General features: G+C 72.3%; 19 protein-coding genes. 7 read left to right on the top strand and 12 right to left on the bottom strand.

Going from position 1 to position 21746, the window contains the following annotated elements:
• Positions 1–67: 67 nt before the first annotated feature.
• Positions 68–2116 (top strand): pentapeptide repeat-containing protein, encoded by a 2049-nt coding sequence (locus SXIN_RS30095; RefSeq protein WP_095757834.1) that lies wholly within the window; start codon positions 68–70, stop codon positions 2114–2116.
• Positions 2117–2382: 266 nt separating this feature from the next.
• Positions 2383–2871: a hypothetical protein gene (locus SXIN_RS30090; RefSeq protein WP_019711966.1), complete on the top strand. Its 489-nt coding sequence runs from the start codon at positions 2383–2385 to the stop codon at positions 2869–2871.
• Positions 2872–3018: 147 nt separating this feature from the next.
• Here SXIN_RS30090 and SXIN_RS30085 read toward each other — a convergent pair whose 3' ends face one another.
• From SXIN_RS30085 to SXIN_RS30035, 11 genes are all read right to left on the bottom strand, one after another.
• Entirely contained in the window at positions 3019–3297 is a 279-nt protein-coding gene (locus SXIN_RS30085; protein ID WP_019711965.1) for a hypothetical protein, read from the bottom strand.
• Between the two features lie 26 nt (positions 3298–3323).
• Positions 3324–4226, bottom strand: coding sequence for a replication-relaxation family protein (locus SXIN_RS30080; protein WP_019711964.1), 903 nt, complete (start codon positions 4224–4226; stop codon positions 3324–3326).
• The gene (locus SXIN_RS32855) at positions 4223–6847 is read right to left on the bottom strand and encodes a hypothetical protein (RefSeq protein ID WP_019711963.1); all 2625 of its coding nucleotides are present in this window, start codon (positions 6845–6847) and stop codon (positions 4223–4225) included. The genes SXIN_RS30080 and SXIN_RS32855 overlap by 4 nt, the downstream gene beginning before the upstream one ends.
• Complete coding sequence (locus SXIN_RS30070) at positions 6829–7437, bottom strand: hypothetical protein (RefSeq protein ID WP_019711962.1); 609 nt, start codon at positions 7435–7437, stop codon at positions 6829–6831. Before SXIN_RS30070 ends, SXIN_RS32855 begins: the two co-directional genes overlap by 19 nt.
• Positions 7434–8486 (bottom strand): C40 family peptidase, encoded by a 1053-nt coding sequence (locus SXIN_RS30065; protein WP_238154035.1) that lies wholly within the window; start codon positions 8484–8486, stop codon positions 7434–7436. The genes SXIN_RS30070 and SXIN_RS30065 overlap by 4 nt, the downstream gene beginning before the upstream one ends.
• Before the next feature lie 95 nt (positions 8487–8581).
• A complete protein-coding gene (locus SXIN_RS30060; RefSeq protein ID WP_095758266.1) occupies positions 8582–11122 on the bottom strand; it encodes a hypothetical protein in 2541 nt (846 codons plus the stop codon).
• Complete coding sequence (locus SXIN_RS30055; protein ID WP_019711961.1) at positions 11119–11493, bottom strand: hypothetical protein; 375 nt, start codon at positions 11491–11493, stop codon at positions 11119–11121. The genes SXIN_RS30060 and SXIN_RS30055 overlap by 4 nt, the downstream gene beginning before the upstream one ends.
• Positions 11493–14135, bottom strand: coding sequence for an ATP-binding protein (locus SXIN_RS30050; RefSeq protein WP_019711960.1), 2643 nt, complete (start codon positions 14133–14135; stop codon positions 11493–11495). Before SXIN_RS30050 ends, SXIN_RS30055 begins: the two co-directional genes overlap by 1 nt.
• Positions 14136–14138: 3 nt before the next feature.
• Positions 14139–14705: a hypothetical protein gene (locus SXIN_RS30045; protein ID WP_095757833.1), complete on the bottom strand. Its 567-nt coding sequence runs from the start codon at positions 14703–14705 to the stop codon at positions 14139–14141.
• Positions 14702–15055: a hypothetical protein gene (locus SXIN_RS30040; protein WP_019711958.1), complete on the bottom strand. Its 354-nt coding sequence runs from the start codon at positions 15053–15055 to the stop codon at positions 14702–14704. The genes SXIN_RS30045 and SXIN_RS30040 overlap by 4 nt, the downstream gene beginning before the upstream one ends.
• On the bottom strand, positions 15052–15885 hold the full coding sequence (locus SXIN_RS30035; RefSeq protein ID WP_157916364.1) for a conjugal transfer protein: 834 nt from the start codon (positions 15883–15885) through the stop codon (positions 15052–15054). Before SXIN_RS30035 ends, SXIN_RS30040 begins: the two co-directional genes overlap by 4 nt.
• A 356-nt stretch (positions 15886–16241) precedes the next feature.
• On the opposite strand from SXIN_RS30035, the gene SXIN_RS30030 reads away from it, so the two are divergent.
• Entirely contained in the window at positions 16242–16835 is a 594-nt protein-coding gene (locus SXIN_RS30030) for a hypothetical protein (protein WP_039824569.1), read from the top strand.
• 281 nt (positions 16836–17116) lie between these two features.
• Here SXIN_RS30030 and SXIN_RS30025 read toward each other — a convergent pair whose 3' ends face one another.
• Positions 17117–17926: a pentapeptide repeat-containing protein gene (locus SXIN_RS30025; RefSeq protein ID WP_019711955.1), complete on the bottom strand. Its 810-nt coding sequence runs from the start codon at positions 17924–17926 to the stop codon at positions 17117–17119.
• 341 nt (positions 17927–18267) lie between these two features.
• On the opposite strand from SXIN_RS30025, the gene SXIN_RS30020 reads away from it, so the two are divergent.
• The 4 genes from SXIN_RS30020 to SXIN_RS30005 all read left to right on the top strand — a co-directional run bounded on the left by SXIN_RS30020 (position 18268) and on the right by SXIN_RS30005 (position 21607).
• Positions 18268–18525: a hypothetical protein gene (locus SXIN_RS30020; RefSeq protein WP_019711954.1), complete on the top strand. Its 258-nt coding sequence runs from the start codon at positions 18268–18270 to the stop codon at positions 18523–18525.
• A gap of 156 nt (positions 18526–18681) precedes the next feature.
• Positions 18682–19683 (top strand): bifunctional DNA primase/polymerase, encoded by a 1002-nt coding sequence (locus SXIN_RS30015; protein ID WP_019711953.1) that lies wholly within the window; start codon positions 18682–18684, stop codon positions 19681–19683.
• 32 nt (positions 19684–19715) lie between these two features.
• Positions 19716–21206 carry a DNA primase family protein gene (locus SXIN_RS30010; protein WP_095758264.1) on the top strand — a complete coding sequence of 497 codons (1491 nt, stop codon included), beginning with the start codon at positions 19716–19718 and terminating at the stop codon, positions 21204–21206.
• Positions 21203–21607, top strand: coding sequence for a DUF6009 family protein (locus SXIN_RS30005; RefSeq protein WP_019711951.1), 405 nt, complete (start codon positions 21203–21205; stop codon positions 21605–21607). Before SXIN_RS30010 ends, SXIN_RS30005 begins: the two co-directional genes overlap by 4 nt.
• The last annotated feature ends 139 nt before the right edge of the window (positions 21608–21746 follow it).

Raw genomic sequence — 21746 nt, 5'->3', positions numbered from 1 at the left:
CCGGGCACCGCTCTTGCCGTGCACAGTGTCCCGCAACTACTCGACTACGCTCGGTCGTCCTCCGGACATGACATCTGCAACCCCCAATCCACCGTCCACCCCGCCGGACTGGCCGCACTGTGGCCACGGCGCCACCGCGGAGGACCCGGTGGGCTGCCGCGGCCGCCGCATCCCCGACCGCACCGCATGCCTGGTCCACGCATCCGAGCCCGACCACGCCGCCTACCTGACCGCCCTGACCCCAGGCGCCGACGTCGACCACCGCGGCACCTCCTTCACCACGGAGCTGCTGGACCGGTTACTCCACGCCTTGCGGGACCCCGCCACTGGACACCCTCGCCTCGGCGAGGCTTGGTTTGACGGGGCGACCTTCACTGACCCCGCCTTGTTCAATGACGCGGTCTTCACTGGCATTGCCCGGTTCGGCGCGGCAGCCTTCACTCGCGCGGCCTCGTTCTCCGGGGCCGCCTTCACGGGCGAAGCTTGGTTCAGCGATGTGGCCTTCGCGGACGTTGCGTCGTTCGATAGGGCGGCCTTCATGGGCATTGCCTCGTTCCACCGTTCGGCTTTCAACGGCGACACCTCGTTCTTCGGGGCGGCCTTCACGGGAAAGGCCTGGTTCAACAGGGCGACCTTCACCCGCGACGCCTCGTTCGACGGGGTCACCTTCGCGGACGACGCCTGGTTTGACGGGGCCACCTTCACCCACGACGCCTTTTTCCACGAGGTGGCCTTCATGAGCAATGCCTGGTTCAATACGGTGACTTTTCCCAGCGAGGCCTGGTTCCACGGGGCGGCCTTCGCGGGGGACGCCCTATTCGATGGGTCGGTCTTTACTGGCGTTGCCTGCTTCAACGAGGCAGTCTTCACCGGCGCCGCCCGGTTCTACCGGTCGGCTTTCACGGACGTTGCCAGGTTCAATGGTGCGGCCTTCGCCCGCGAGGTCTGGTTCGAAGGGGCGGCCTTCGCCCGCGACACCAGCTTCGACAAGGCCCGGTTCGAGGCGGCGGCGCGGCTGGGCCCGCTGGTGTGCGGTGGCACGGTGGTTCTGGACGGCGCGGAGTTCGGGGAGCCGGTGACGGTGGAAGCGGCCGCCCGCGCGGTGACTTGTGACCGTACCCGGTGGTCTTCGGTGGCGACGCTGCGGCTGCGCCATGCCGAACTGGATCTGAGCAATGCGGTCCTGGAGTACCCCCTGACGGTCGCCGCCCGCACCACACCCTTCCTCTCTTCGGACCCGCTGCCGGAGACACCGCTGTCCGGCCGCGATCCCGGCGTGCGCCTGACCTCCGTGGACGGGGTCGACGCCGCGCACCTGGTGCTGCACGACATCGACCTCAGCTCCTGCCGGTTCGCCGGGGCTGTCCACCTTGACCAGCTTCGCGTGGACGGCTGGTGCACCTTCGCCACCACCCCGACCGGCCTCCGGCGGCATCGGATCCTTCCCAATTGGTGGAGCCTGCGCAGCACGCTGGCCGAGGAACACCACTGGCGCGCCCAGCGCCCGCACCCCACCGCGGCCCAGGGCTGGACGCCCCCGCCCCAGGAGGACACCCCTGCCCTGAAACCGGCCGCGCTGGCCGCGCTGTACCGGCAGGTACGCAAGTCGCTGGAGGACGGCAAGAACGAGCCGGACGCCGCCGACTTCTACTACGGCGAGATGGAGATGCGCCGCCACGACACCACCCGCTCCCGGGGCGAACGGGCACTGCTGACCCTGTACTGGGCCCTGTCCGGTTACGGCCTGCGCGCCAGCCGTGCCCTGGCCTGGCTGCTGGGCGCCATGACCGTCACCCTGCTCGCGCTGCTGCTGTGGGGCCTGCCGGTGGACGACCCGAAGCCGACCACCACCGGCCGCCAGGTCGCCGTCGGGCAGGAGGTCAACTGGACCACCCACACCCCCGACCCGGTCAACCCCACCGGCCCCTGGCCGGAACGGATCACCACCAAGCGGTTCGAGAAGGCGCTGCGCGTGGTGATCAACTCGGTGGTCTTCCGCTCCTCCGGCCAGGACCTCACCACCGCCGGCACCTACACCGAGATGGCCTCCCGCCTCGCCGAACCCGTCCTCCTCGGCCTGGCCGTCCTGGCCATCCGCAGCCGCGTCAAACGCTGACCCCGTCCGGCAGCTGCCGGACGAACTCAAGGCCCTCGGGCCACCGTCCGGCGGCCAGCCGTGACCAGCACGCTGTGACCTTGGCCAGTCGGCGGGCTTAGGCTGCGGGGGGGCGGGCGCGCGGCGAGGGATGACGCGCCGGTGGTGGCCGCGCCCGCAGGGGCCGGCCGGGTGGCACCGGTCCGTCGTTGAGGGAGAGAGCTGTGCTGGGGTTGCTGGGTTTCTATGACGAACTCGATGACCATCCTGGTCGGCCGAACGGATCCTTGCGTGACGCCGTCCGGCCCGCCGGGGAGCCGGACGAGGCGGACCTGGTGGCCTACCTGGACGCCGGTTACATCCTCATCGATGTGATGGAAGCCGGCCGTGATGTCCTCACAGGCAGCAGGCACCGGCATGCCCTGGGCTGTTCATCGCTGGTCAGCGATGGCACCTGGCTGTGGCGTCTGGACTTCCCGCACTACGTGGAAACGCATCACGTCGCTCTCCCCGAGGCGTTCATCGCGCACGTGCGGGGCCTGGACTACCAGATGCCGGCGCTGGTCACTGAGCGGTTCGCCCCCCGCTACAACGAGACCCTGCCGCTGGTCGGCTGGGCCTCGGCTGTCCCGTGGCAGCCGACTGCGGCCGTGCTTGAGCCCGAACAGCGGCCGGTCGCAGACAAGGCAGAGTTCGACGCGGCGATGCTGATCGAGCAGCGGAACCGGCCGCACGGCAGGTGGACCAGGCCCCGCAAGCCCCGGAGAGAACGCTGAGCCAAGGCCCAGGTGTGCCGGTGGCACCCGTCAATGGCCCCGGCCGGGCAGACCTGAGATTCCGCCACGGTCTTCACGCCCTTCGATCTACGCCAAGGGATGGCTCAGCCTGTTCGCCCCGCGGCCACCGCGGACTGAGGGCCGAGTTCAGGCAGGGAGCGCCCCGCCGCCGGTGCGGGTAGCGATCAGCACGGTACTGCCACCGTGGAGGCTGACGTGCCGGTCGGGGAACGCGGCCCGCATGTCTTCGACATCCTGCGGGGTGAAGTGGCCGGTGAGCACGAGGGCTTGGCCGGTGTCGTCGAGGGTGCGGGTACCGGCGGGCCAGATGTGGTCCTGCGCCCAGTCTCCTTCTTCCGGCGAGTCGGCTGCCGGTGCTGCGGCGGCCGCGGGCTGGGAGAGGGCGTGGTGAGAGGGCGGGCGCATGGGCTGTTTCCCTTTCGTGTCGGGGTCTACAGGTCGGTCCAGGAGCAGGGCGCGGTCCGGCCGTCGAGCGGCTGCCACACCGCGGCTCGCGGCCCGTGGGCTTCCAGGTCCTCCAGCACCGCCGCGCCCAGCGGCACCCGGCGGGCCATGGAGGCAACCAGCGGGTGCTCGGCGGCCATGGCCCGCAGGCTGGCGGTCCGGTTGGCCAGGGCGGTGGGCCCGGCGCCGGTCAGTACGAACAGCACCCGGGGGAAGACGGGGTACCAGCGCTGCCAGGCCGGCCCGGTGGACTGCGCCTGCTGCATCGAGCGCCGCCCGACCGGGACGGGGGTGTAGGTGTGGAAGCGGGCGTACTCGATCAGCTTGGACGCCAGCCGTTCCGCGGTCATGGTCGCCCGGTCGACCTCAACGAAGGCACGCAGCTGGACGCGCCGGTCTCCGGCCTCGTGCAGGGTGTAGTGCAGCAGGGCGTCGCTGATCAGCCGCTCGGCGTCGGGCAACTGGTGGGAGACCTCCGGGGTCCAGTCCAGCGGGCCGTGCTCGTCTCCCCGCTCCCGTGCGTCGCGGGCGAACGCCAGGTGGGTACGGACAGCGGTGAGGGTATGGGCGGTCCGCAACGAGGCGGCCGTCGCACTGGTGACCGGGTAGGGCGGGCGGCCTCGCAGCTCGGGCCAGTCCCGCGTGGCCCGCACACCATCCGGCTGCAGGAACCAGGCCCGGGCACGGGCAGCGCGCGGCAGGGTAATGAAGGCGATCAGGTCCTGCCGGTGCAGCCGGCTGAGCAGCCTCGACAGGGCGCTACGGTTCATCTCCAGCATCTCTTTCAGCTGGGCGCTGGTGGCCATGCGGTGCTGGGCCAGGACGGCCAGGACGCGGTGGGCCGCGCTCTCCTGGGCGGGGGGCGCCGTGTGGCAGGGCGCGGTCGTCATCGGTGAACCCTCTCTGTGCGGCGGCCGCCGGAGGATGGCCCGGGGCCGGCGAGGTACTGCTGGACGTGGGCGGTGTGGCGGCGGGCGGCCTCGGTGAGGTCCGCCAAGGGGAGGGCCCCGGCGTTGTCGTCGGCGGTCTGCCGCAGGGCCTCCACCCGGGCGGGCTGCGGGCGCAGGCCCACGGAGGCGAGGTCCTCCAGGGCCGGCCCACGCAGCTGGAGCGGCCCGACCCGGCTGCCTTTCACGGTGAGCGTCGCGTAGTGGTGGAAGCGGTCCAGCTCGGTCACCAAACCCGGGTCGACGTGGTCGCCCCACTCCGCGGTGATCTGCCGGATGGCCGCGATCGCGCCTGCGGTGACCGTGAGGGTCGAGGAGTTCTGCAGCAGGGAGGCACGCACCGGATCGGACAGCCGTTGCAGGAGCTGCGTCATGCCGTGCAGCCGAATGTTGAACTTCCGCAGCTGCTCCAGCATTTCGGCGATGGACGCCGACGCCGCCCCGTCCAGCGTGATCAGCTCGTCCAGGTAGGCCCGGAACGGGGTGCGGTCCTGCGCGGGGACCTCACGCCGTGACAGGCCGGCCCGCAGCAGATCCCGGATGAGGAGCGCGACCAGCAGCCGGTCGGTGGGGCCGCTTCCGGCCGGGCAGATCCACACCACCTTCTCCTCATCCATCGCCGACCGCAGGTCGTAGGAGCCCACCGGGCTGCCGAGGAAGGCGCGGGGTACGGGCTGCGCGGCCAGCCGGTCCAGCGGGTTGAGCACGACCGGCAGAGCGTCCGGAGGGAGCGCGGAGAAGGTGCTGCGCCACCACGACACCTGCTCGGGGTCGAGGCGTTCGAGCTTGTCCAGGGCCAGCGCCCGGAACGCCTCGTCCGAGAGCAGGGGCCGCACCTGGAAGATCGTGGCCTGCATCTGCGGCGTTCCTTCGGCGCAGGCGGCGGCGTTGAGGGTGGTCAGCGCTTGGACGGCCTTGGTGAAAATCGTGATCGCCCGGGGGGCGGTCACGTCGGTCCAGCCCAGCACGGAAGCGAAGCCGTCGACCACGGCCGGCACCACCTCGTGCGGGCGCTGCCCGCGGTCCACCCCCAGCAGGTTCCACGACGCCAGCCGTGCCGCCCGGCTGCCGGCCGCGAGGTCGATGCGCACGACCCGCTCGCGGATCGCGTCATGGGCCAGGAACGGCTCGGCGCGCTGCCAGGAATCCCCGTGAGGATCGACGAACAGCAGACCGCGGCCGGCGTGGGCAAGCCCGACCGCCTGGCACAGAGCCCGCTCCGTCTTGCCCCACCCCGACTTGCCGACGGCCGTCTCGAACAGCGTCTCGTGCTCGTAGGTGGCCACCAGCCGCGGGGCCCGGTCCGCGCTGCGATGCCAGCCCTGCAGAACCAGGTTGCGGTGGCCGGGGGTGAACGAGGGCACCGCGCTGGCGAGGACTGGCAGATGGCAGTGCACCGTCGGTGGCTTCAGCAGCCCTGACAGTTCCTCCACCCGTACCCAGTTGGTGCGGGGTGCGTGGATCTGCCCGGTGCGCCACCGGTGGTCGAACCCCTGGCGCCACGGCCACCGGTCCGCTCCCAGCCGCCAGGGCCCCACGCGCCAGCCCTTCATCACCAGCCGGGCCGGGCCGTTGAACACATCCAGCGACGCTTCCACCTGCCGCAGCCGGGACTGGGCCCGCCCCTCGATGTCGGACGTGCAGCGCACCAGCAGCTGGACCCGCAGCAGGTGTGCTTCGTCGGTGAGCTTGCCCAGCACCTTCTCCCGCTCGATCCGGCGGGGCGCCGGAGGGAACATCAGCCGGCCTCCGCCCCGTGACCGGCCGGGGGAGAGCGCCTGCGTCAACTGGTAGGTGAAGGAGTCCTCCACATCGAGTGAGTCCTGCCGCACCCAGCGGGCGGCCTGCCGGGCGGCGCGCCGCTCGTTGTGCCGCGCCTCTTCCACCACCTGCCACCGTCTCGCCCGCAGCCGCCACCGGGGCGCCCGCTGCACGTCGATGCAGACCTCCGCGGTGTCGCCCAAGTCGGCGTTCAAGTCCGCGACCGCGTCGACCAGCGGCTGCAGCGGGTCCGGTTCCAGCGGCACCTCCCGCAGGAATGCCGACGCGCGGCCGCGGACGGTGAACTCCGCCCGCACCACGTGCTTCGGGGGCTTCTTCCGGCGCGGCCTTGGCCGCTCGCAGCGCACCGCCTTCGCATACGGCGTCGTCTGCAGCAGCTTCGCCGCACTGGCCGGCCCTTCCACCTGAAACGTCAAGGGCCGTAAGCCGTCGGCCCCGAGCCGGATCCGCACCGACTTCGCTGGCCGGGGCACCCACCACGGGCCCGCGCCGGCCGCCCGCGCGAGCTGCACCCCGTAGCGGAGGATCTCCTCACTGCCGGGGTCGAAGTGGCGCGAGGGCACCAGCTCCACCGCCATCCGCTGCGCCGAGGCCCGGTCGGCAAGCCGGCGCTGCACCACGGCCCCCGCCACGCACACCACGAGCCCGGCCAGCGCCACCACGGTCACGCGGCCGGCGAGCCACCCCAACGCAGACAGCAGCGCCAGGAACGCGTCGAAGAGCAGGCTCCCCCCAACGAGCCCGTCCGCAGTGAGCGGTGCTGTCACCGTACGGGTTCCCATGACGCCCCTCCTCCCTCAAGTGCGGTACGGCCAGCAGAGGTGAAGCGGATCGTGGCCGGGCGGCCGGCCGTGTGGTTGCCGCCCGGGTCGGTTCCGGCCCACACCAGGTGGACCACTGCCCGGCCCGGTCCGCCGGCGGAGCGGGCGATGGCCGCTTGGACGCGGACCTGCCGGTACCGCCCGGCGACCGGACCGTCGAAGTAGCCGGGCCAGCGCTGCCGCCCACGGCCGGTGACGTCGCCGAGCAGCACCGCGCGGCCCAGCCGTAGCAATTCCCGCTCTGTTCCTGGAGGGAGGTCCGGTCGGGAGAGGGAGTCCAGCGCCCGCTGGACGGCCCGGTCCCCTCCCGGGCCCTCACCAGGCGGCGCCAGGGCACCGCTGGGGGAGGGCGCGAAGGGCGCCAGGGAGCCGGCCGCACCGGACGAAGGTTCCGGCTCCCGTGCTGCCGGTGTGACCGAGGCCGCCGACGGGCCCGGCTGTTCGGAGGCCTCCCGGCCCAGGCTCAGCAACAGGCCACCGGTGACCGCCAGGACGGAGGCCAGGACCAGGAGCGCCCGGCCGGACGAGGCGGGAAGCGATCGGTCGGTCATAGCAGGCGTGCTCCTCCCGCGTAGCCGGGCATGGAATTGACCGGGTCGATCCGCACGACCGTCCCGGGACGTGGGGCATTGATCATGCGGCCGTTTCCGAGGTAGATCCCGACGTGGTGGATCGAGGCGTCGCTGCCCGGCAGGTAGCCGAAGAAGACCAAATCCCCCGGCCGCAGAGCGCCGAGCCCCGCAGCGGCGGGGATGCGCCGCCCCACCCCGGCCTGAGCGTCGGCAGTGCGCGGCAGCGGGATCCCCACCTGGGCGAAGGCGTAGGTGGTCAGCCCCGAGCAGTCGAAGCCCCGGATGCGTTCTCCGGACCGGCCGGAAGGCGAGCAGCAGCTGCCCGTTGCCGGGCCGTCGGCAGTGCCGCCGCCCCAGGAGTAGGGCAGGCCACGCTGGGCGAGCGCGGCCCGCAGCACGGTCCGGACCTTCCCCGCGGCCAACCCGACAGGGGACGCTCCGGCCGGAGCCGGGGTGTACTGGTCGATCCAGGACAGCACGTCGGCCACGTAGCTCCGGGAGCGGTTGTAGGCGTACAGGGCCGCTTCCAGCTCCCCCCGGTCTCCCAAGTCCCGCTCGTCCCCGCACAGATACACCGCTGCGCCCAGGGCCGCGTCATCAGCGTTGTGGGGGTCGCGCCGCCCGTCGCCGTTCCCGTCCCGCCCTGACCCGGCCCAGGTGGAGGGCAGGAACTGGAACGGCCCCACGGCCCGTTCGAAGGCCGCGTCGCCGTCCCAGCGGCCCCGGTCGCTGTCGGGGAACGCCGTGGTGTTGCCGCCCGCGCCGGACCCGTCCAGCCGGGGCCCCAGGATCCGCGGGCGGACGTCTCCCGCGGTACTGACGGACCGACCGGCCGCGTGATTGGACTCGATCTTCGCGATGCCGGCCAGCACCGGCCAGCGCATCCCGGAGCAGCCAGGGCTCTCCCGCCCGATGAGCGTGACCGCCCTCTTGTAGGCGGTGAGCATCCGCGCGGGAATGTCCGCGGCGGTGCCGTCCAGGCCGCTGCCGTCCTGCCGGGCTGCCTGGAAAGCGGCCACCGCTGACATCGTGGCGGCCAGACCCGCACCCATTCCGATCAGCACCACGAGCACTGCGGCCAGACACCCCCACCGGCCCCAACGCCTGCGGCGGATCCGGGCGGTCACCGGTCCTCACCGTCCCTGCCTCCCCAGCGCGGCTGCTGTTCCCAGGTGGCCCGCTGGGCCTGCATCAAGGCGTCCAGGACGCGGCGTCGTGCTTCCCGCTGCGCCTCGACCTCGGCCGTCGCGGACACGCCAGGCCGCGGCCGGCCGGACCTGGCCGGGGAGCCGGACGGCTCGCTGGGGGAGGCTCCCAGGACGACGCCGGCGGCAGTGTCCCGGACTGTGCGCGCCGCGGTGGGGCCGTGCACCCGGGCCGCCACGGCCGCCCGCTGCACCGGATGGCGAGCGGCTTCAGCCGCGGGCTGCCACTGCCGCCCGTCTTCGCGCAGCGTGTTGCGCGTGACCCGCAGTTGCGTGCGCACGTCCTCGGTGAGCCGGCTCGCCGAGCGGCGGCCCGCCGCGGCGATGGCCGGCAGGCCATAGGTGGCACCGTAGGCCAGGCGCCCGCTCCGGTGGGCGAGGCGGTACCCGCGCAAGCGCACCAGGCGGTTGTGCAGCCGGGTGGACAGCAGGTCCCTCCCGGACTCCGGGTCGTACAGCACTTCCCCCGAGGTCTTGTCGACGACCTTGCCGTCATCGCGGCCGGCGTTGCCTCCCAGGCCGCGCAGCGCGGGACCTTCCCCGCCCGGGCCCGCACCGCCGCCCTCCCGCAGGCGCCGGGCCTCCGCGTCCTCAACGGTGGGCCGGCGCCACGTGGCGAGCTTCTCGTCCCCGGGATGCCAGCCGATGAGCAGGGCGTGAGCGCCCAGCAGGGCACCGTGCACGCCGTCCTTGACCAGCCCGGCGGGGGCCAGGCCGCGGCGGGCCTCAGCCGCGGCGTCGCCCAGCATCCGGTCGGCCGGGACCGGGGCGCCGACGGTGTCGGCCAGGGACCCGATCCGGCCCAGCAGGCGCTGCTGCAGCCCGAGGACGGCCGGACGGCCACGGCCGGGCGTCAGCCCACCACCGAGCAGCCCGTCCGAGGCGTAGTTGCCCAGGGCACCACGGCCCCCGTGCAGCGCCAGCGCGGCACCCAGTTCGCTGGTGTCGCCGGGCAGATGGGTACCGCCGACCTTGGCGTACCGCATCCGGACCGCCATGCGGTTGCCGAAAGCGGACAGTCCGACCAGCAGCCGGCGGTGGAAGGCCAGCCCCATCACCGCGAGGGCGTCGATCAGCAGGAGCCGTTCCACCATCAGGTCGGGGCCATCGGTGAGGATCGCGTCCACGGCAATGCCCAGAAGCGGCAGGAACATGGCGGTCGCGAACATGACCAGCACCGACACCATGAAAATCCCCACCCAGCGCCACAGCACCTGGCGGCTGGGCCCCGGAAGCATGGCCCACACGAACGCGAGCCCGCTGCAGGCGGCCGCCACCAAGTCGGCGGCCTGCGTGCCGAGCAGTACCAGAGCCATCGCCCCGACGATCGCCGCGACCAGGACGACGGCGATCAGCAGCAGGACCGCACCGCCCACTCGGTCCCAGGTGGGGTCCGCCGCGTACGCGGCCGCGGCCTTCCCCGTCTTCCCCGCCTTCTCCAGGTCGGTGACGAACCGGTCGAACTGCTGCTGCTCTGGGCTGCGGAACCCCCCGCCCAGCCCGTCGTCGAGCGGGTCCGCGCCGCTGCCGCAGAAGTCCCCGGCCGGGCCGGACACCATCTCCTCACAACGGTCTTCCGCCCCCGGCGCAGGCTCGAGCGCGTACTGGCCCTTGACCCACTTCAGATGGGCCTCGTACGCCGCGCGGTCCGCCTGGCCCTCGGAGTTGAGTGTCTGCCCGTACTGCAGCAGCTGGTAGGGCTTGACGACCAGGGCGTTAGTCAGGGCGTCCTGCACCGGCTTCGACACCGTCGAACTGCTGCCGTCCGTATCCGCGCACCCATCGCCGTCCCGGCCCCGGCCGGGGGAGCACGCCGCAGCAGAGCCGGCGAAATCGTGGCTGTCGACGGTGATCTGAGCGACCTCCAGCGCGGCCCGGTGGGTCTGGCTGATCGGCCCGTCCTGGCCCAGGAGATAGTCCGGGCGGACGAATGCGCTCGCCGCCAGTGCGCTGATCAGCAGGGTGAGGACGAGCTCGCCCAGGCCCTGGCCGACCTTCCCCCGCATGAGCAGGATCAGCCCGAACACGAACGCCCACGACAACATCAGGCCTTTCAGCCCCAGGGCGCCGACGACGTGCTGGTTGTAGGAGTCGGCGGCGGTCTGAGCGGGCCCCAGCAGGAGCGGGAAGAGCGGGAAGGAGAAGGTGAAGTCGATCAGCCAGCACGCCAGCCCCACCAGCAGCCGCACCACCGTGAACGCCCCGCCCAGCAGAAAAGCCCGGACCTGGGTGGAGAAACTGAGCGCCGTGCCGCCGTCCGCACCGAGCTCGTAGCCGCTCAGCGGCACCCCTTCAACGGTGCTGACATCCAGCGGCGCCAGCAACCCACCGCTCCCGCTCCCGTCCTCGCCGCCGTCGGCCGCCGCCGCAGTCTGGGCGGTGACCGCCCAGAACACGACCGTCAGCAGAGCCAGGAACGCCCCTGGGCGCAGCGCGCTGCCGCCGACTCCCCTGATCACCGCCGCCGCCCCGCAGCCACCCACAGCGCGCCGATACCGGCGACCGCGGGCAGTATCAAGACCGCCTCCGCGGCGTCGATGTCAGGGCCCGCGCCGCGCTCCGCGCCGCAGAAGTCGCGCGCTGGACCAGCGATCAGCTCACACCCGTCCAGGTCCCGCGCAACGGCCCTCGCCTCCACGGGCGGCCCGGCCGGGTCGATACCGGCCGGCCGCGGATCGAACACGGCACCGATGTCCGGCAGCAGCATCTCCATCAGCGAGGGCCCGGCGATCCCCAGCACGAGCAGCAGCACGATGAGGAACAGGAACACGGCCGGGGCCAGGAGCAAGGAGGAGTGCCGCCGCCGGGGCCAGGTGGACTTCCCCCTCATCACCGCTCACCCCCCGCAGCGGCATCAGCGCCCTCCTCGCCGGGCGCCGGGCCCTCGGCGCGCCCGTCTGCGGCTGCACCGCCCGGGGTGGTGGTGATCCGGTGCCGGATGCGGGCCACCTCGGGAATGATCACCTTGATCCGCCCTGCCCGCATCCGCGGGTCGCGCAGCAGCATCTCCCCCTCACGGCCGGGCGATCCGATTGGGGAGAGACTGGTGGTCACCAGCCGCAGCAGCTCCTCGTCGTCAGCGTCCAGCCCGAGGTACTGAAGCCCCTTCATCGCCCGCGCCCGGTCGGTGGTGCGCGCCAGCAGCTTGTACGCGATCAGACCGCGGTCGGGGCCGAGCTCGTCCACGTCGTGGGCACCGGCGGCCAGGCCGGCGCCGTGCTTGCGCCCGTCGTGGAGGATCTCGTGGACCAGGGCCGTGCCCTCGGCGGAGGAGGTGAGCCAGTAGCACTCGTCAGTCACCACGGAGCAGAACCGCGCCGGGTCCGCGAACGCCGCCTGCCGGGCGATCGCCGCGATCAGATACAGCACGGCCCGGCCGATCAACGCCTCCAACGGCTGCTGCCACAGCACCTCGGGGGAGGCGAAGGCCTCCCGCGGCGGGAGCGTCAGACCAGTCGTGGTGATGACCACCAGATCCGATCCCAAATCGGCATCCAGGCTGACCGGCGGCAGATCGGGATCGAAGACCATCGCGGCCAGCGGGTTGTCCGACACGATCTGCAGCAGATCAGCCAGGGTGGAAGCGGCGTCCTTCCGCGCGGGTGTCCCCGAGAACGCGGTCGCCGCAAGCGCACTGAGCACCTTGGCCATGGACGGCTCCGGATCGGCGGCGGCCTCTTCCACCGCCCGGTGCAGCACCGCACCCGAGGCCGACATCGGCCCGATCCCCAGCTGCAGCGTCAGGTAGGACAGGGCGTAGTGCGCGCCGGTCTTGCCCGGAAAGACCCGCAGCGGGTCGATCGACAGCTGGGCCGCGGCCGCGTCGATGACCTGGCAGCGGTCGCCGGCGGCCGCGTGGGCGAAGGCGGCGTACTCCCGGATCGGCGTGCGGTCGATGACGATGGCCCGCCCGCCCCGGTCCACCACCGAGGAGGTCAGCAGCTTCAGCAGCACGCTCTTGCCCGCCCCGAGGTCCCCGACCACCCCAACCGAGGCCGAGGCGTGCTTGCGCGGCGCATCAGCCGGGTTCAGCAGCACCGGCCGTACGGTGCCGCAGTCCAGGTCGATCCCCACCAGTGCCCCGGCCTCATCCCCCAGGCTGGTGTCGGCGAACGGCTGGCACATCGCCCAGTCCTCGCTGAGCTGATACTGCGTGAACTCACGCGCCGGCACCGGGCGGGCCGCACCGGGAAGCCCGAGCGTGAACAGGGCCTCCTGCAAGCCGGCCGGGCGCACCGCCCGGTAGTCCCCGCCCGCCAGCAGCCCGGCCAGAGCCCGGGCCCGCGCATCGCACACCGCGGCGGTGGGCCCCCACACCGTCAGCACGGTCACGGCCTGCACCTCCACCTCCACGCCGGAGCGCGAGAGCCGGGCGTCCATCTCCCCCAGATCACCGGCCGCCTCCGTGAGCGAGGACGGCATCCCCGCGGGCTGCGCGCCGTACTGGTCGGCCTGGTCCACCAGCTCCTTCTTCTTCCGCCGCACCGCCTCCTTGGCCCGCTCCGCCGGGACCACCTGCAGATCGACGGTGTAATCGACGGGAAACTCCAGACCCTCCAGCTGGGCGAAGAGATCCGCCGCGCCCGCGGCCACGGCCACCGGCAACTCGGCCAGCGCCAGATGCGCCTGGTAGCCAACCCCCGTCTCGTTCTCCACCTGCAGCCACCGCCGGCCCAGCGGCGACGCGCCGCCGCCGCGCCACCACCGGCCACGACCGCCGCGGACACCGCTGTCCTCCTCACCGGCCAACGCGCCTTCCGCGCCGGTCGCGTCCTGGCCGCCTTCAACGAGGCGGACCAGGCCGAGGTCGGCGTACGACGGAGAGCGCAACTGCCCGCCCCGCAAACGGCCGGCGAACAGGTCGCTGGTCTCCGCGACGGCCAGCAGCGGCTCCTCCCGCTGCCCCCGGTGGACCGCGTGCTGCACCATCCAGGCGATCTCCGCCGGGCGCGCCGGCCGCAGCTGAACACCGGTGCCCACGGCGGCCGCCAGCCGGTCCGCCTGCCGCTGGTAGGCGGTGACCTCCGCCCGGCTGACCGGGGCGGTGCGCAGGCCCAGCGCCGAGGCGGTCTCCGCCCACAGCGAACCGAACGTCGCGGACAGGGCAGCCCGCCGCCCCAGGGCGGACAACGGCACGGCCAGCCACACCGTGCGCCGGTGCATCTCCTGCCGCTCCAGCAGATCGAGTCCAGCCTCGACGTGCTCGGACCACGCCGGTGCCCTCTCCAGATCAGTCCCGTCGATCATCTGTGTGGCGACCTCGCCCGCGTCGAGCTGAGCGCACAGCCCGAACAGCCGGGGCGCAGTCCCGGCCAGGGCCCGCACCAGCGCGGTGATGTGGCCCAGAACCTCCTCCTGCTCGGCAGCAGGCAGGTAGCGGCCGCCACGCGGCGTCACCCGCCACAGCGCCCACACACTGCCCGACGTCGTCCACACCAACTGGCCCGCGATATGGCGGATATGCAGGCGCATCACTCAGCTCCTCTTCGCATCGGGGGTATCCACCAGCCGCTGCAGAGCGGACCGGGGCACAGCGGGCGCCGCAGCCGTGGCACGACGGGCCCGCGATGGCCCGCGTCGTCGCCGGCCGTGCCCGCCCTGCGCGGCTCCGGCCGCCTCCACCGGCCCGCCCGAAACGCGGGCCACTGCGGGAGCCGGGGCAGGGGCACCGAGGGTGAAGTCGCCGACCAGCAGCCGCGGCGCACGGTCCCGGGCGGCGCGTCCTCCGATCCGCCCCGCAGCGGGCTGCAGGCACAACCCGAGCCAGCCCAGAGCGGCCGCGATCGGCGCGCGGCCACCGATCCGGGCCCCGCGCACCGCCCACACCGCCACCCCCAGGGCAATGACCGGGACCGGCCCCAGCCACGACCACCACGCGAAGGTCTTGACCAGCACGATCGCGCCGGTGAACGCCACAGTGATCTGCGCCGGCGTATACGGGCCGAGGGGAAGGGTGAAGTCGCCGAGCTTGCCCAGCACCCACGGATGCCGCCGGGCGGAGGTGTAGACCCGACCCACCCGGGCCCGGGACGTGCCACTCACGCCACACCGCCTTCACCGCTGGGAGAGAGACGGGAGAAGGCCGGAGCCGACTGAGCCGGGTCGCTGATCCCGTCCTGGGACGAGAAGGCCGGGGCGGAGCGGGCCGGGTCGTTGATCTCGTCTTCGAAGATGTCCGCGAGCGAGTCACGGGAGTTGTACAGCCCAAGGGCGATCACCATGCCCAGCAGCGCGCCGATCCCCGCCTTCAGCGACACCCGCCGGATCACCGTGATGACCACGATCACCAGCAGCGCCGCCTGCAGGCCGCTGTCAGCCCAGTCGCCGACCGTCCCAATCAGGGAATCGCCGAGCCGGTCCAGTTCCCCCGCCAGGACCGCCATCGGCGTCATCGGGCACCTCCAGCCGCCGGCTTCAGCGCGGCGACCTCCCACCGGCCACCGCGCGCACTCATCCGCAGCCGGTACTCCAGCGGCCACACCCCTGCGGCGTCCTCAGCCTCCAGACGCACCCGCACCCGGGCGCGCACGCCGTCGCCGGGAACGTGCTTCGAGGCCTCCCGGTCGGCGGCCACCCGCCGCAGCTCCACCCGCTCGTAACCCCCGGCCGCGGCCAGACGAACCCCCGGCGCGAGGTACCGGTCCACCGTCCCCGCGCCGGCCAGGTAGGCCGCGAAGAACTCCTCAAGGCTCTCGGCCAGCGGACGGCCAAGCTCCACCGGATGGCCCTCGACGGGCTTGGGCACCGGCAGCGGGCCGGGGGCAGCGACGCGGGCGGGCCCGCCGGAGACGGTGAACTGCCCCTGTCCGGAGGCGAGGACGGGCACGGAGAAGTAGCGCACCGATGCGTTGGCGTACTGCGCCGCCACCGTCACCGACCACTCGCCGTCGCCCAGCCGCCGGCTGTGCACGGCCGCCACCCGATCCAGCCCGGCACCGGCAGTGGCGTCACCGTCGCCCGGGCGCGGCAACTCCACCTCCGGGGCCATCGAGCGCACCACCACCGCGGACGGACTGTCCTGCTCGCGGTCGTCCGCGCGGAACCAGGCGGCGAGGAACACCTCTGCCCAGCCCGACGGATCGCCGGCCGCCGCAGTGGCCGGGGGAGCGGGGCGGTGGTGCGCGGCGGGCTGGGCCGGTGGCTGGGGCAGCGTCAGGGCCAGCGCCAGAGCGGCCGGTCCGGCCGCGAGGGCCGTCCACACCGCGCACCGGCCAAACGCCACCCGCCGGCTCGCGCGAGCCAGTCGCTCAACCGAGGCCGGATGTGGGCTGGGTGGCGCCGGTGGCGCCACCCGGCTTCGCAGAGCACGTGGAGGCATGGCAGGAACTCCCGGATCGTTAGAAGGGATCGACCCCCTCAGCAGATCTGGCGCCGGTAACCGGCCCGCTGGCCATCGCCCCTGACCACGATCACAACCACGTCACCATCGCTGGGCCGGCCCTCCCGGTCACGTCCGTGGTCGCACCTGACCACAGGCCACTGGGCTGACTATGACTACGCGGATCCGCTCTGAAGCGACCGGCGAGCTGAGGAAGCACGACAGCCTCCGGGCGCGTTGGATCGTTCTACGCTGGCGCGATGGGGTTGGGCATAGAGGTACTGATCGTGGACTGGGCGCGGGTGGAAGCCGCGGCACCCAGCGACCGGGACGACCTGCTGACCGACGCCGCGTTCGGAGAGGACGACGACCTCTTCGCGCACGGCTGGACCTGGCCCGCGCAGCCGGGTGAGGACTGGTACGGCAGGTACGCCTTCCGCCACGCATTCGGCTCGTACAAAGCCCACTTCTGGGCCGGCGAGCGCTGGGAAGACATGCGCGCATTCGTCGATCCCGCGGTGCGTGAACTCCTGGATCCCTTCACTGACACCCTGTTCTGGCACGGCCTGGAGGACACGACCAGGTCCGCCTCCGGCCTCCCGGACCGGCCCTACGTCTGGGACGCGGACCTGCTCCTGTGGTGCCCGCCCGACTACCTTCCGCATCTCGCCGGCTGGTGGCGGAAGGCCGCACCCCACCTGAGCGGGCTGCGCGAACCCTTCACCCAGCACGCCGCGCAGCCCAGCGGATGGATCACCACCTTCGAGGTGTTCGCCGACTTCCTCCACGACTGGGGAGAGGTCGTCACCGAGGCGGAGCGCCGCGGCTGGGGCATCGTCGGCGTGCGCTGCTGACCGCCACCAGGACTCACCGCGCGCATCGCAGCATGTGTCCGGGCAGCGTCCCTTTGCCCAACGGCGTGCCGATGCCCGCAGGGCCGCAGCCAAGGCATGGTCGTACCGAACGCCACCTGCGGATTTCCCTTTCAAGGGAACGATGTACGCCTGTCTGAACGACGGGCCTGCCAGAGACCTTTTTGGTGGTGGTCAGCCGTGGCCGCTGCAGTCGTCGTCACAGTGGCAACTCGCAGCCCAGTGCGCTGATGACGAGTCGCTGTCCCAAGCGGAGTGGGGCGCTACCCCCCCGCTTCGTCCAAGATCACGCCGCGCAGGTTCACGCCGTCCAGGTTCACGCCGCGCAGGTCCGCAACACGCACGTTCGCGAAGCTCAGGTCCGCGCCGCGCAGGTGCGCGCCGCGCAGGTCCGCGCCATGCAGATCCGCGCCGCGCAGGTCCGCGCCATGGAGGTCCGCGAAGCGCAGGGCCGCGAAGCGCAGGGCCGCGTTATCCAGATCCGCGTCGCGCAGGTCCGCGCCGTCCAGATCCGCGTCATCCAGGGCCGCGCCGTCCAGATCCGCGCCGCGCAGGCTCACGCCGCCCAGGTCCGGGCCGCGAAGGTCCGTGCCGTTCACGTCCGTGTCGTCCAGATCCGCGCCATCCAGGTCTATGTGGGCGGTGCTGTCATGGGAGGGGTTTCGGCTGCCGAGTGCGGTGAGGGCCGCTTGGATGTCGCTGGTCGGGTTCTCGGGGGTGTTCGTGCCTGGTTTCGGTTTCTTGGCGTGGTTGCGGATGTAGGTGGACAGGACGTTGATGACGGAGGGCTGGTCGCGGGCGGAGTCCTCCATGATGCGCTGCAGGGCGTAGATGCCGCCCAGGCGTACCTCCAGGGAGTCCTCGCCGATGTTGCCGACGGCGGCGTTGTAGCGGTCGGTGACCTGCCCCTCGCGGGTGAGGGCGTGCTCGTTGTCGACCTGCTGGATCGACAGCCAGGTGAAGACGATCACGGCGAGGGTGCCCAGGGCGGCCAGGGTACCCGCGGCCTGCTGGATGCGCGTCCACCGGTCCGCCGACGCGGCAACAACCGCCTGCCGGGCGGCGGGAGACACGGGCGCGGGGGTGCGGCGGCGTCGGCCTGGTGGGCGGGACCCGATCGGAGCGGCAACGCGACGGGGCGCGGTGCGGGTGCGACGACGGGCGACCCGTTGCAGACGAGCGGCGCGGCCGGAGCGGCGGGGCGGTGTGGCGGCCATGAAAACGTTGATACGGGCGACAGGCGACCGATGCGCCCAAAGTTGCGAAGCTGTAGCAGCGCGTTGGTGAAGGGGAGAGGTTGGCCGGCCTGAGAGGTCGTTCTCTTTCGAACCTCATGTGCGTTTTCTGCCGGTCGGACATGAGATCGCAGTTGTCGCGGGAGCCTTGGTCCATTGTTGGCCGAGATGTCGCAGGGGTGGCGGATGCCGTCGATGCGGGCATCGTCGTCGCTGCGGCGGACAATGCCCAGGATGACTCCGAGGTACTGGTCAGTCCAGTTGGTGAGGTGGCCGGTGTAGTCGCCATCAGCCCAGATGTGCGCCAGGCCCGTGCCGAACAGGCGACGTTCGACTTGGTCGACACCTCCATCACACCCGGTCCGCAGGCCCCCTCCTCCACTGTGTCGGAGACGTCCTACGGGACTGGTGCGGCACTCTCCGCTAGCCTGTGCTGAACATTTCCCAAGCTTGAGTCGCTTCGGTCGCTGAGAGGAGTTTCCATAGTGTCTGACCTGCGGATCTCCTCCAGCGACTCAGCGCCTCCCGCCCAGTCGCTACCTGATGGCAGCCCGGTGGAGACCGCCTTGTGGTGCGCGGCGCGGGGTTGGCCCGTGCACCCCCTGGCCCCGAAACGCAAGACACCGGCCGCCAACTGCCGTACCTGCAGGGACACTCGGCACAGCCCACGCGGCTGCGCCTGCCTCCGGCGGGGCCGGTGGTGCCACGGTTTCCACGCCGCGACCACCGACCCGGAACGGATCCGCGCCTGGTGGAAACGGCAGCCGCACTTCGGTGTCGGCGTGGCGTGCGGGCCCGCCCGCCTGGTCGTCATCGACATCGACGCGCACCAGGCACCGCTGCCCGACCGCGAGCGCCTGCTGCCGGGCATCGCCATTCACGACGAGGTCGATCTGCGGGGCCTGCGCCACGGCTTCCACAGCCTGGCACTGCTGGCCGCCCTGCGCGGGCAGGCCGATCCCGCCGAGGACACCAACACCCTGCGGGTGCGCACCCCATCGGGCGGCATGCACGTCTGGTACGAGGCGGCCCCCGGCCAGCCCTGGCGCTGTTCCACCGGTTCGAGCGGGCAGCGGGCGCTGGCCTGGCAGGTGGACGTTCGGGGCGAGGGCGGCTACATCGTCGCTCCGGGCACGGTCACCGACGCGGGCCCCTACACCCCCGTCGGGCCCTGCCGCCGCCCCGCGCCGCTGCCGCAGTGGCTGGCAACCGAACTCGCCAGAACGGGCCACCTCCCGGCCGCCGTTCCCCACCCCGCCCGGCCTGCCGTTCCCGACCGGGGACGGGAAGCGGTCATCGGTGCCGGCAGTGGCCGCGCCGTGGCGGGCCGGACGCTAGCCACGGTGCTCGCCGCGGTGGCCGACTGCGCCGCCGTCGCGGAAGGCGCCGGGTTCACCGACAAGCTCAACCGTGCCGCGTACACCGCCGGAGGGCTGGTGGCCGCTGGCCATGTGGAGGCCCGGTCGGCGGAGGCCGCGCTGCTGGCAGCGGCCGAACACGCGCGGCCCGGGCAGGAACGCCGGGCCGCACTCATCGTCCGGAGCGGGATGGCCGCCGGTATGCGACGTCCGCTCGTGGTGGGAGAACGTACGTGAACGACACTCCGGGAGACGGGCTGTTCGACCCGATGGAGGTGGCCCGGCAAATCCTCCAAGGCCCCGCGCCCACCGCGGCGAACCAGCCGACAGTGCCGCCCCAGGGCGCCCGTCCCACCGCGCAGACCGCAACGGTGACGGAACACGGGCTGCTCCCCGACAGCCTCAGCGACCGCGGCAACGCCAAACTCTTCGTGCAGCTGTACGGGCGCGACTTCCGGCATGTGCCAGGACTGGGCTGGTACCGCTGGAGCGGCCACCGCTGGGAGATCGACGAGGACGACAAGGTCCTCTGGGCGGCCGGCGAGATGGCCGAGACCCTCGCCGAGACCGACCCCACCGGCCGACACCCCGCCTCCTCCCTCCGTCGGCACCGCCGCCGCGCCCTGTCGACCTCCGGCATGAAGGCCATGCTGATGCAGGCCAAGGCCGCACCCGGCATGGTGCTCAACGCGTCGCTGCTGGACGCCGACCCGTACGCGCTGTGCACACCCGACGGCGTAGTCGACCTGAACACCGGCCTGCTCCAGTCACCCGACCCGGAGAAGCACTGCCACTCCCGGGCCACCACGGTCGCGCCCAAGGACATGCCCACGCCGCGCTGGCAGCGGTTCCTCACCGACACCTTCGGCGCGGACACCGAGGGCCGGCAGATGATCGACTTCCTGCACCAGCTGCTGGGGTACTCCATCACCGGGGACGTCGGCGCGCAGATCATGCCGTTCCTCTACGGGCACGGGAAGAACGGCAAGAGCGTCCTGCTCGACGTCATGGTCAAACTCCTGGGCGACTACGCCGACGCAGCTCCGCCCGGCTTCCTCATGGCCCGCCCCTTCGAGGGCCACCCCACCGACCTCGCGGAACTGCACGGCCGGCGCATCATCGTCTGCTCCGAACTCAAGCCCGGCGACCGCTTCGACGAGGCCCGCGTCAAGCTGCTCACCGGCGGCGACCGCATCAAGGCCCGCCGCATGCGCCAGGACTTCTTCAGCTTCAACCCCACCCACAAACTCTGGCTGCTCGGCAACCACCGCCCCGAGGTCGGCACCGGTGGCTACGCCTTCTGGCGCCGGATCCAGCTCATCCCGTTCGAGCGAGTCGTGGCCGACGACCGCAAGGTCGACAACCTCGCCGACGTCCTCGTCACCGAGGAAGGCCCCGGCATCCTGCACTGGCTCATCACCGGAGCCCGCCGCTACCTCAACGGCGACCGCGACCTCACCGGGCCACAACGCGTACGCGTCGCCACCACCGCCTACGCCGAAACCGAGGACCACACCGGCCGCTTCCTCACCGAGTGCTGCACCCTCGACCCCGCCCACCGGGCCGAGCAGACCAGCCTCTACACGGCCTACCGGAACTGGTGCCAGCTCGAAGGGGCCAACCCGGTCTCCTCCCGCGCCTTCGCCGCCCGTGTCCGGGACACTGTCGGTATCGCCACCCCCAAAGAGATGATCTTGTCCAACCAGCGCAAGTACTACCCGGGCATCGGCCTCAACGCCGAAGTGGGAGAGACCTCATGAGCGCCCTCATCGAACCCGAGCAGCTCGCCCACGAAACCGAACTCGTGTGGCTGGAGGACATCAACACCCTCGACTACGTCCGCCAGAGCCTGGAGCGACTCCCCACCCGCCGCGGAAAGCCCGCCTACCACCGCGACGGCCGCATGGTCGGCTATGCCCTCCTCGGCCCCGAGGCCCGCTCCTCCCGCGCCTCGGGCACCTTCCTGCGCCGCGTCTTCTGGCTGCTTCCCCACGACCGCGACGGCCAGCCCGACGGCCTCTACGCCTCCGGGGCCCCCTCCGAGGCGATCGACCCTCGCACGGTTGCCCCAGGCGTCAAGGGCTACAAGACCCAGCGCTCCGAGGGCGGCCCGCCGTCCGATGCGATGAGAGAGCTCGGCATAACGCTTCCCAAGGGCTGACGGTCCCGCCGCCGCAGGGCGGTGATCCGGCGGCGGCAGACAGCTCCTGGGGCAGGGCCGCTAGCGACTGAAAAGCGGTACCCGGGTGGACAAAGCGCTCCCCTACCACCCAGCCATCATGGTTCTTCCGGCCCTTCTG

Source organism: Streptomyces xinghaiensis S187, from assembly GCF_000220705.2.
Lineage (GTDB): Bacteria > Actinomycetota > Actinomycetes > Streptomycetales > Streptomycetaceae > Streptomyces > Streptomyces xinghaiensis.
Note: the sequence above shows the minus strand (reverse complement) of the source record. Positions and strands in the feature narration are given on the sequence as shown.

What these genes read in the sequence shown, in the direction of transcription:
- SXIN_RS30040 (WP_019711958.1), bottom strand. Translation starts at nt 15,055, where the DNA reads ATGACGCCGATGGCGGTCCTGGCGGGGGAACTGGACCGGCTCGGCGAT.
- SXIN_RS30080 (WP_019711964.1), bottom strand. Translation starts at nt 4,226, where the DNA reads ATGACGACCGCGCCCTGCCACACGGCGCCCCCCGCCCAGGAGAGCGCG.
- SXIN_RS30010 (WP_095758264.1), top strand. Translation starts at nt 19,716, where the DNA reads ATGGAGGTGGCCCGGCAAATCCTCCAAGGCCCCGCGCCCACCGCGGCG.
- SXIN_RS30070 (WP_019711962.1), bottom strand. Translation starts at nt 7,437, where the DNA reads ATGACCGACCGATCGCTTCCCGCCTCGTCCGGCCGGGCGCTCCTGGTC.
- SXIN_RS30065 (WP_238154035.1), bottom strand. Translation starts at nt 8,486, where the DNA reads ATGTCAGCGGTGGCCGCTTTCCAGGCAGCCCGGCAGGACGGCAGCGGC.
- SXIN_RS30085 (WP_019711965.1), bottom strand. Translation starts at nt 3,297, where the DNA reads ATGCGCCCGCCCTCTCACCACGCCCTCTCCCAGCCCGCGGCCGCCGCA.
- SXIN_RS30030 (WP_039824569.1), top strand. Translation starts at nt 16,242, where the DNA reads ATGGGGTTGGGCATAGAGGTACTGATCGTGGACTGGGCGCGGGTGGAA.
- SXIN_RS30095 (WP_095757834.1), top strand. Translation starts at nt 68, where the DNA reads ATGACATCTGCAACCCCCAATCCACCGTCCACCCCGCCGGACTGGCCG.
- SXIN_RS30050 (WP_019711960.1), bottom strand. Translation starts at nt 14,135, where the DNA reads ATGCGCCTGCATATCCGCCATATCGCGGGCCAGTTGGTGTGGACGACG.
- SXIN_RS30005 (WP_019711951.1), top strand. Translation starts at nt 21,203, where the DNA reads ATGAGCGCCCTCATCGAACCCGAGCAGCTCGCCCACGAAACCGAACTC.
- SXIN_RS30055 (WP_019711961.1), bottom strand. Translation starts at nt 11,493, where the DNA reads ATGAGGGGGAAGTCCACCTGGCCCCGGCGGCGGCACTCCTCCTTGCTC.
- SXIN_RS32855 (WP_019711963.1), bottom strand. Translation starts at nt 6,847, where the DNA reads ATGGGAACCCGTACGGTGACAGCACCGCTCACTGCGGACGGGCTCGTT.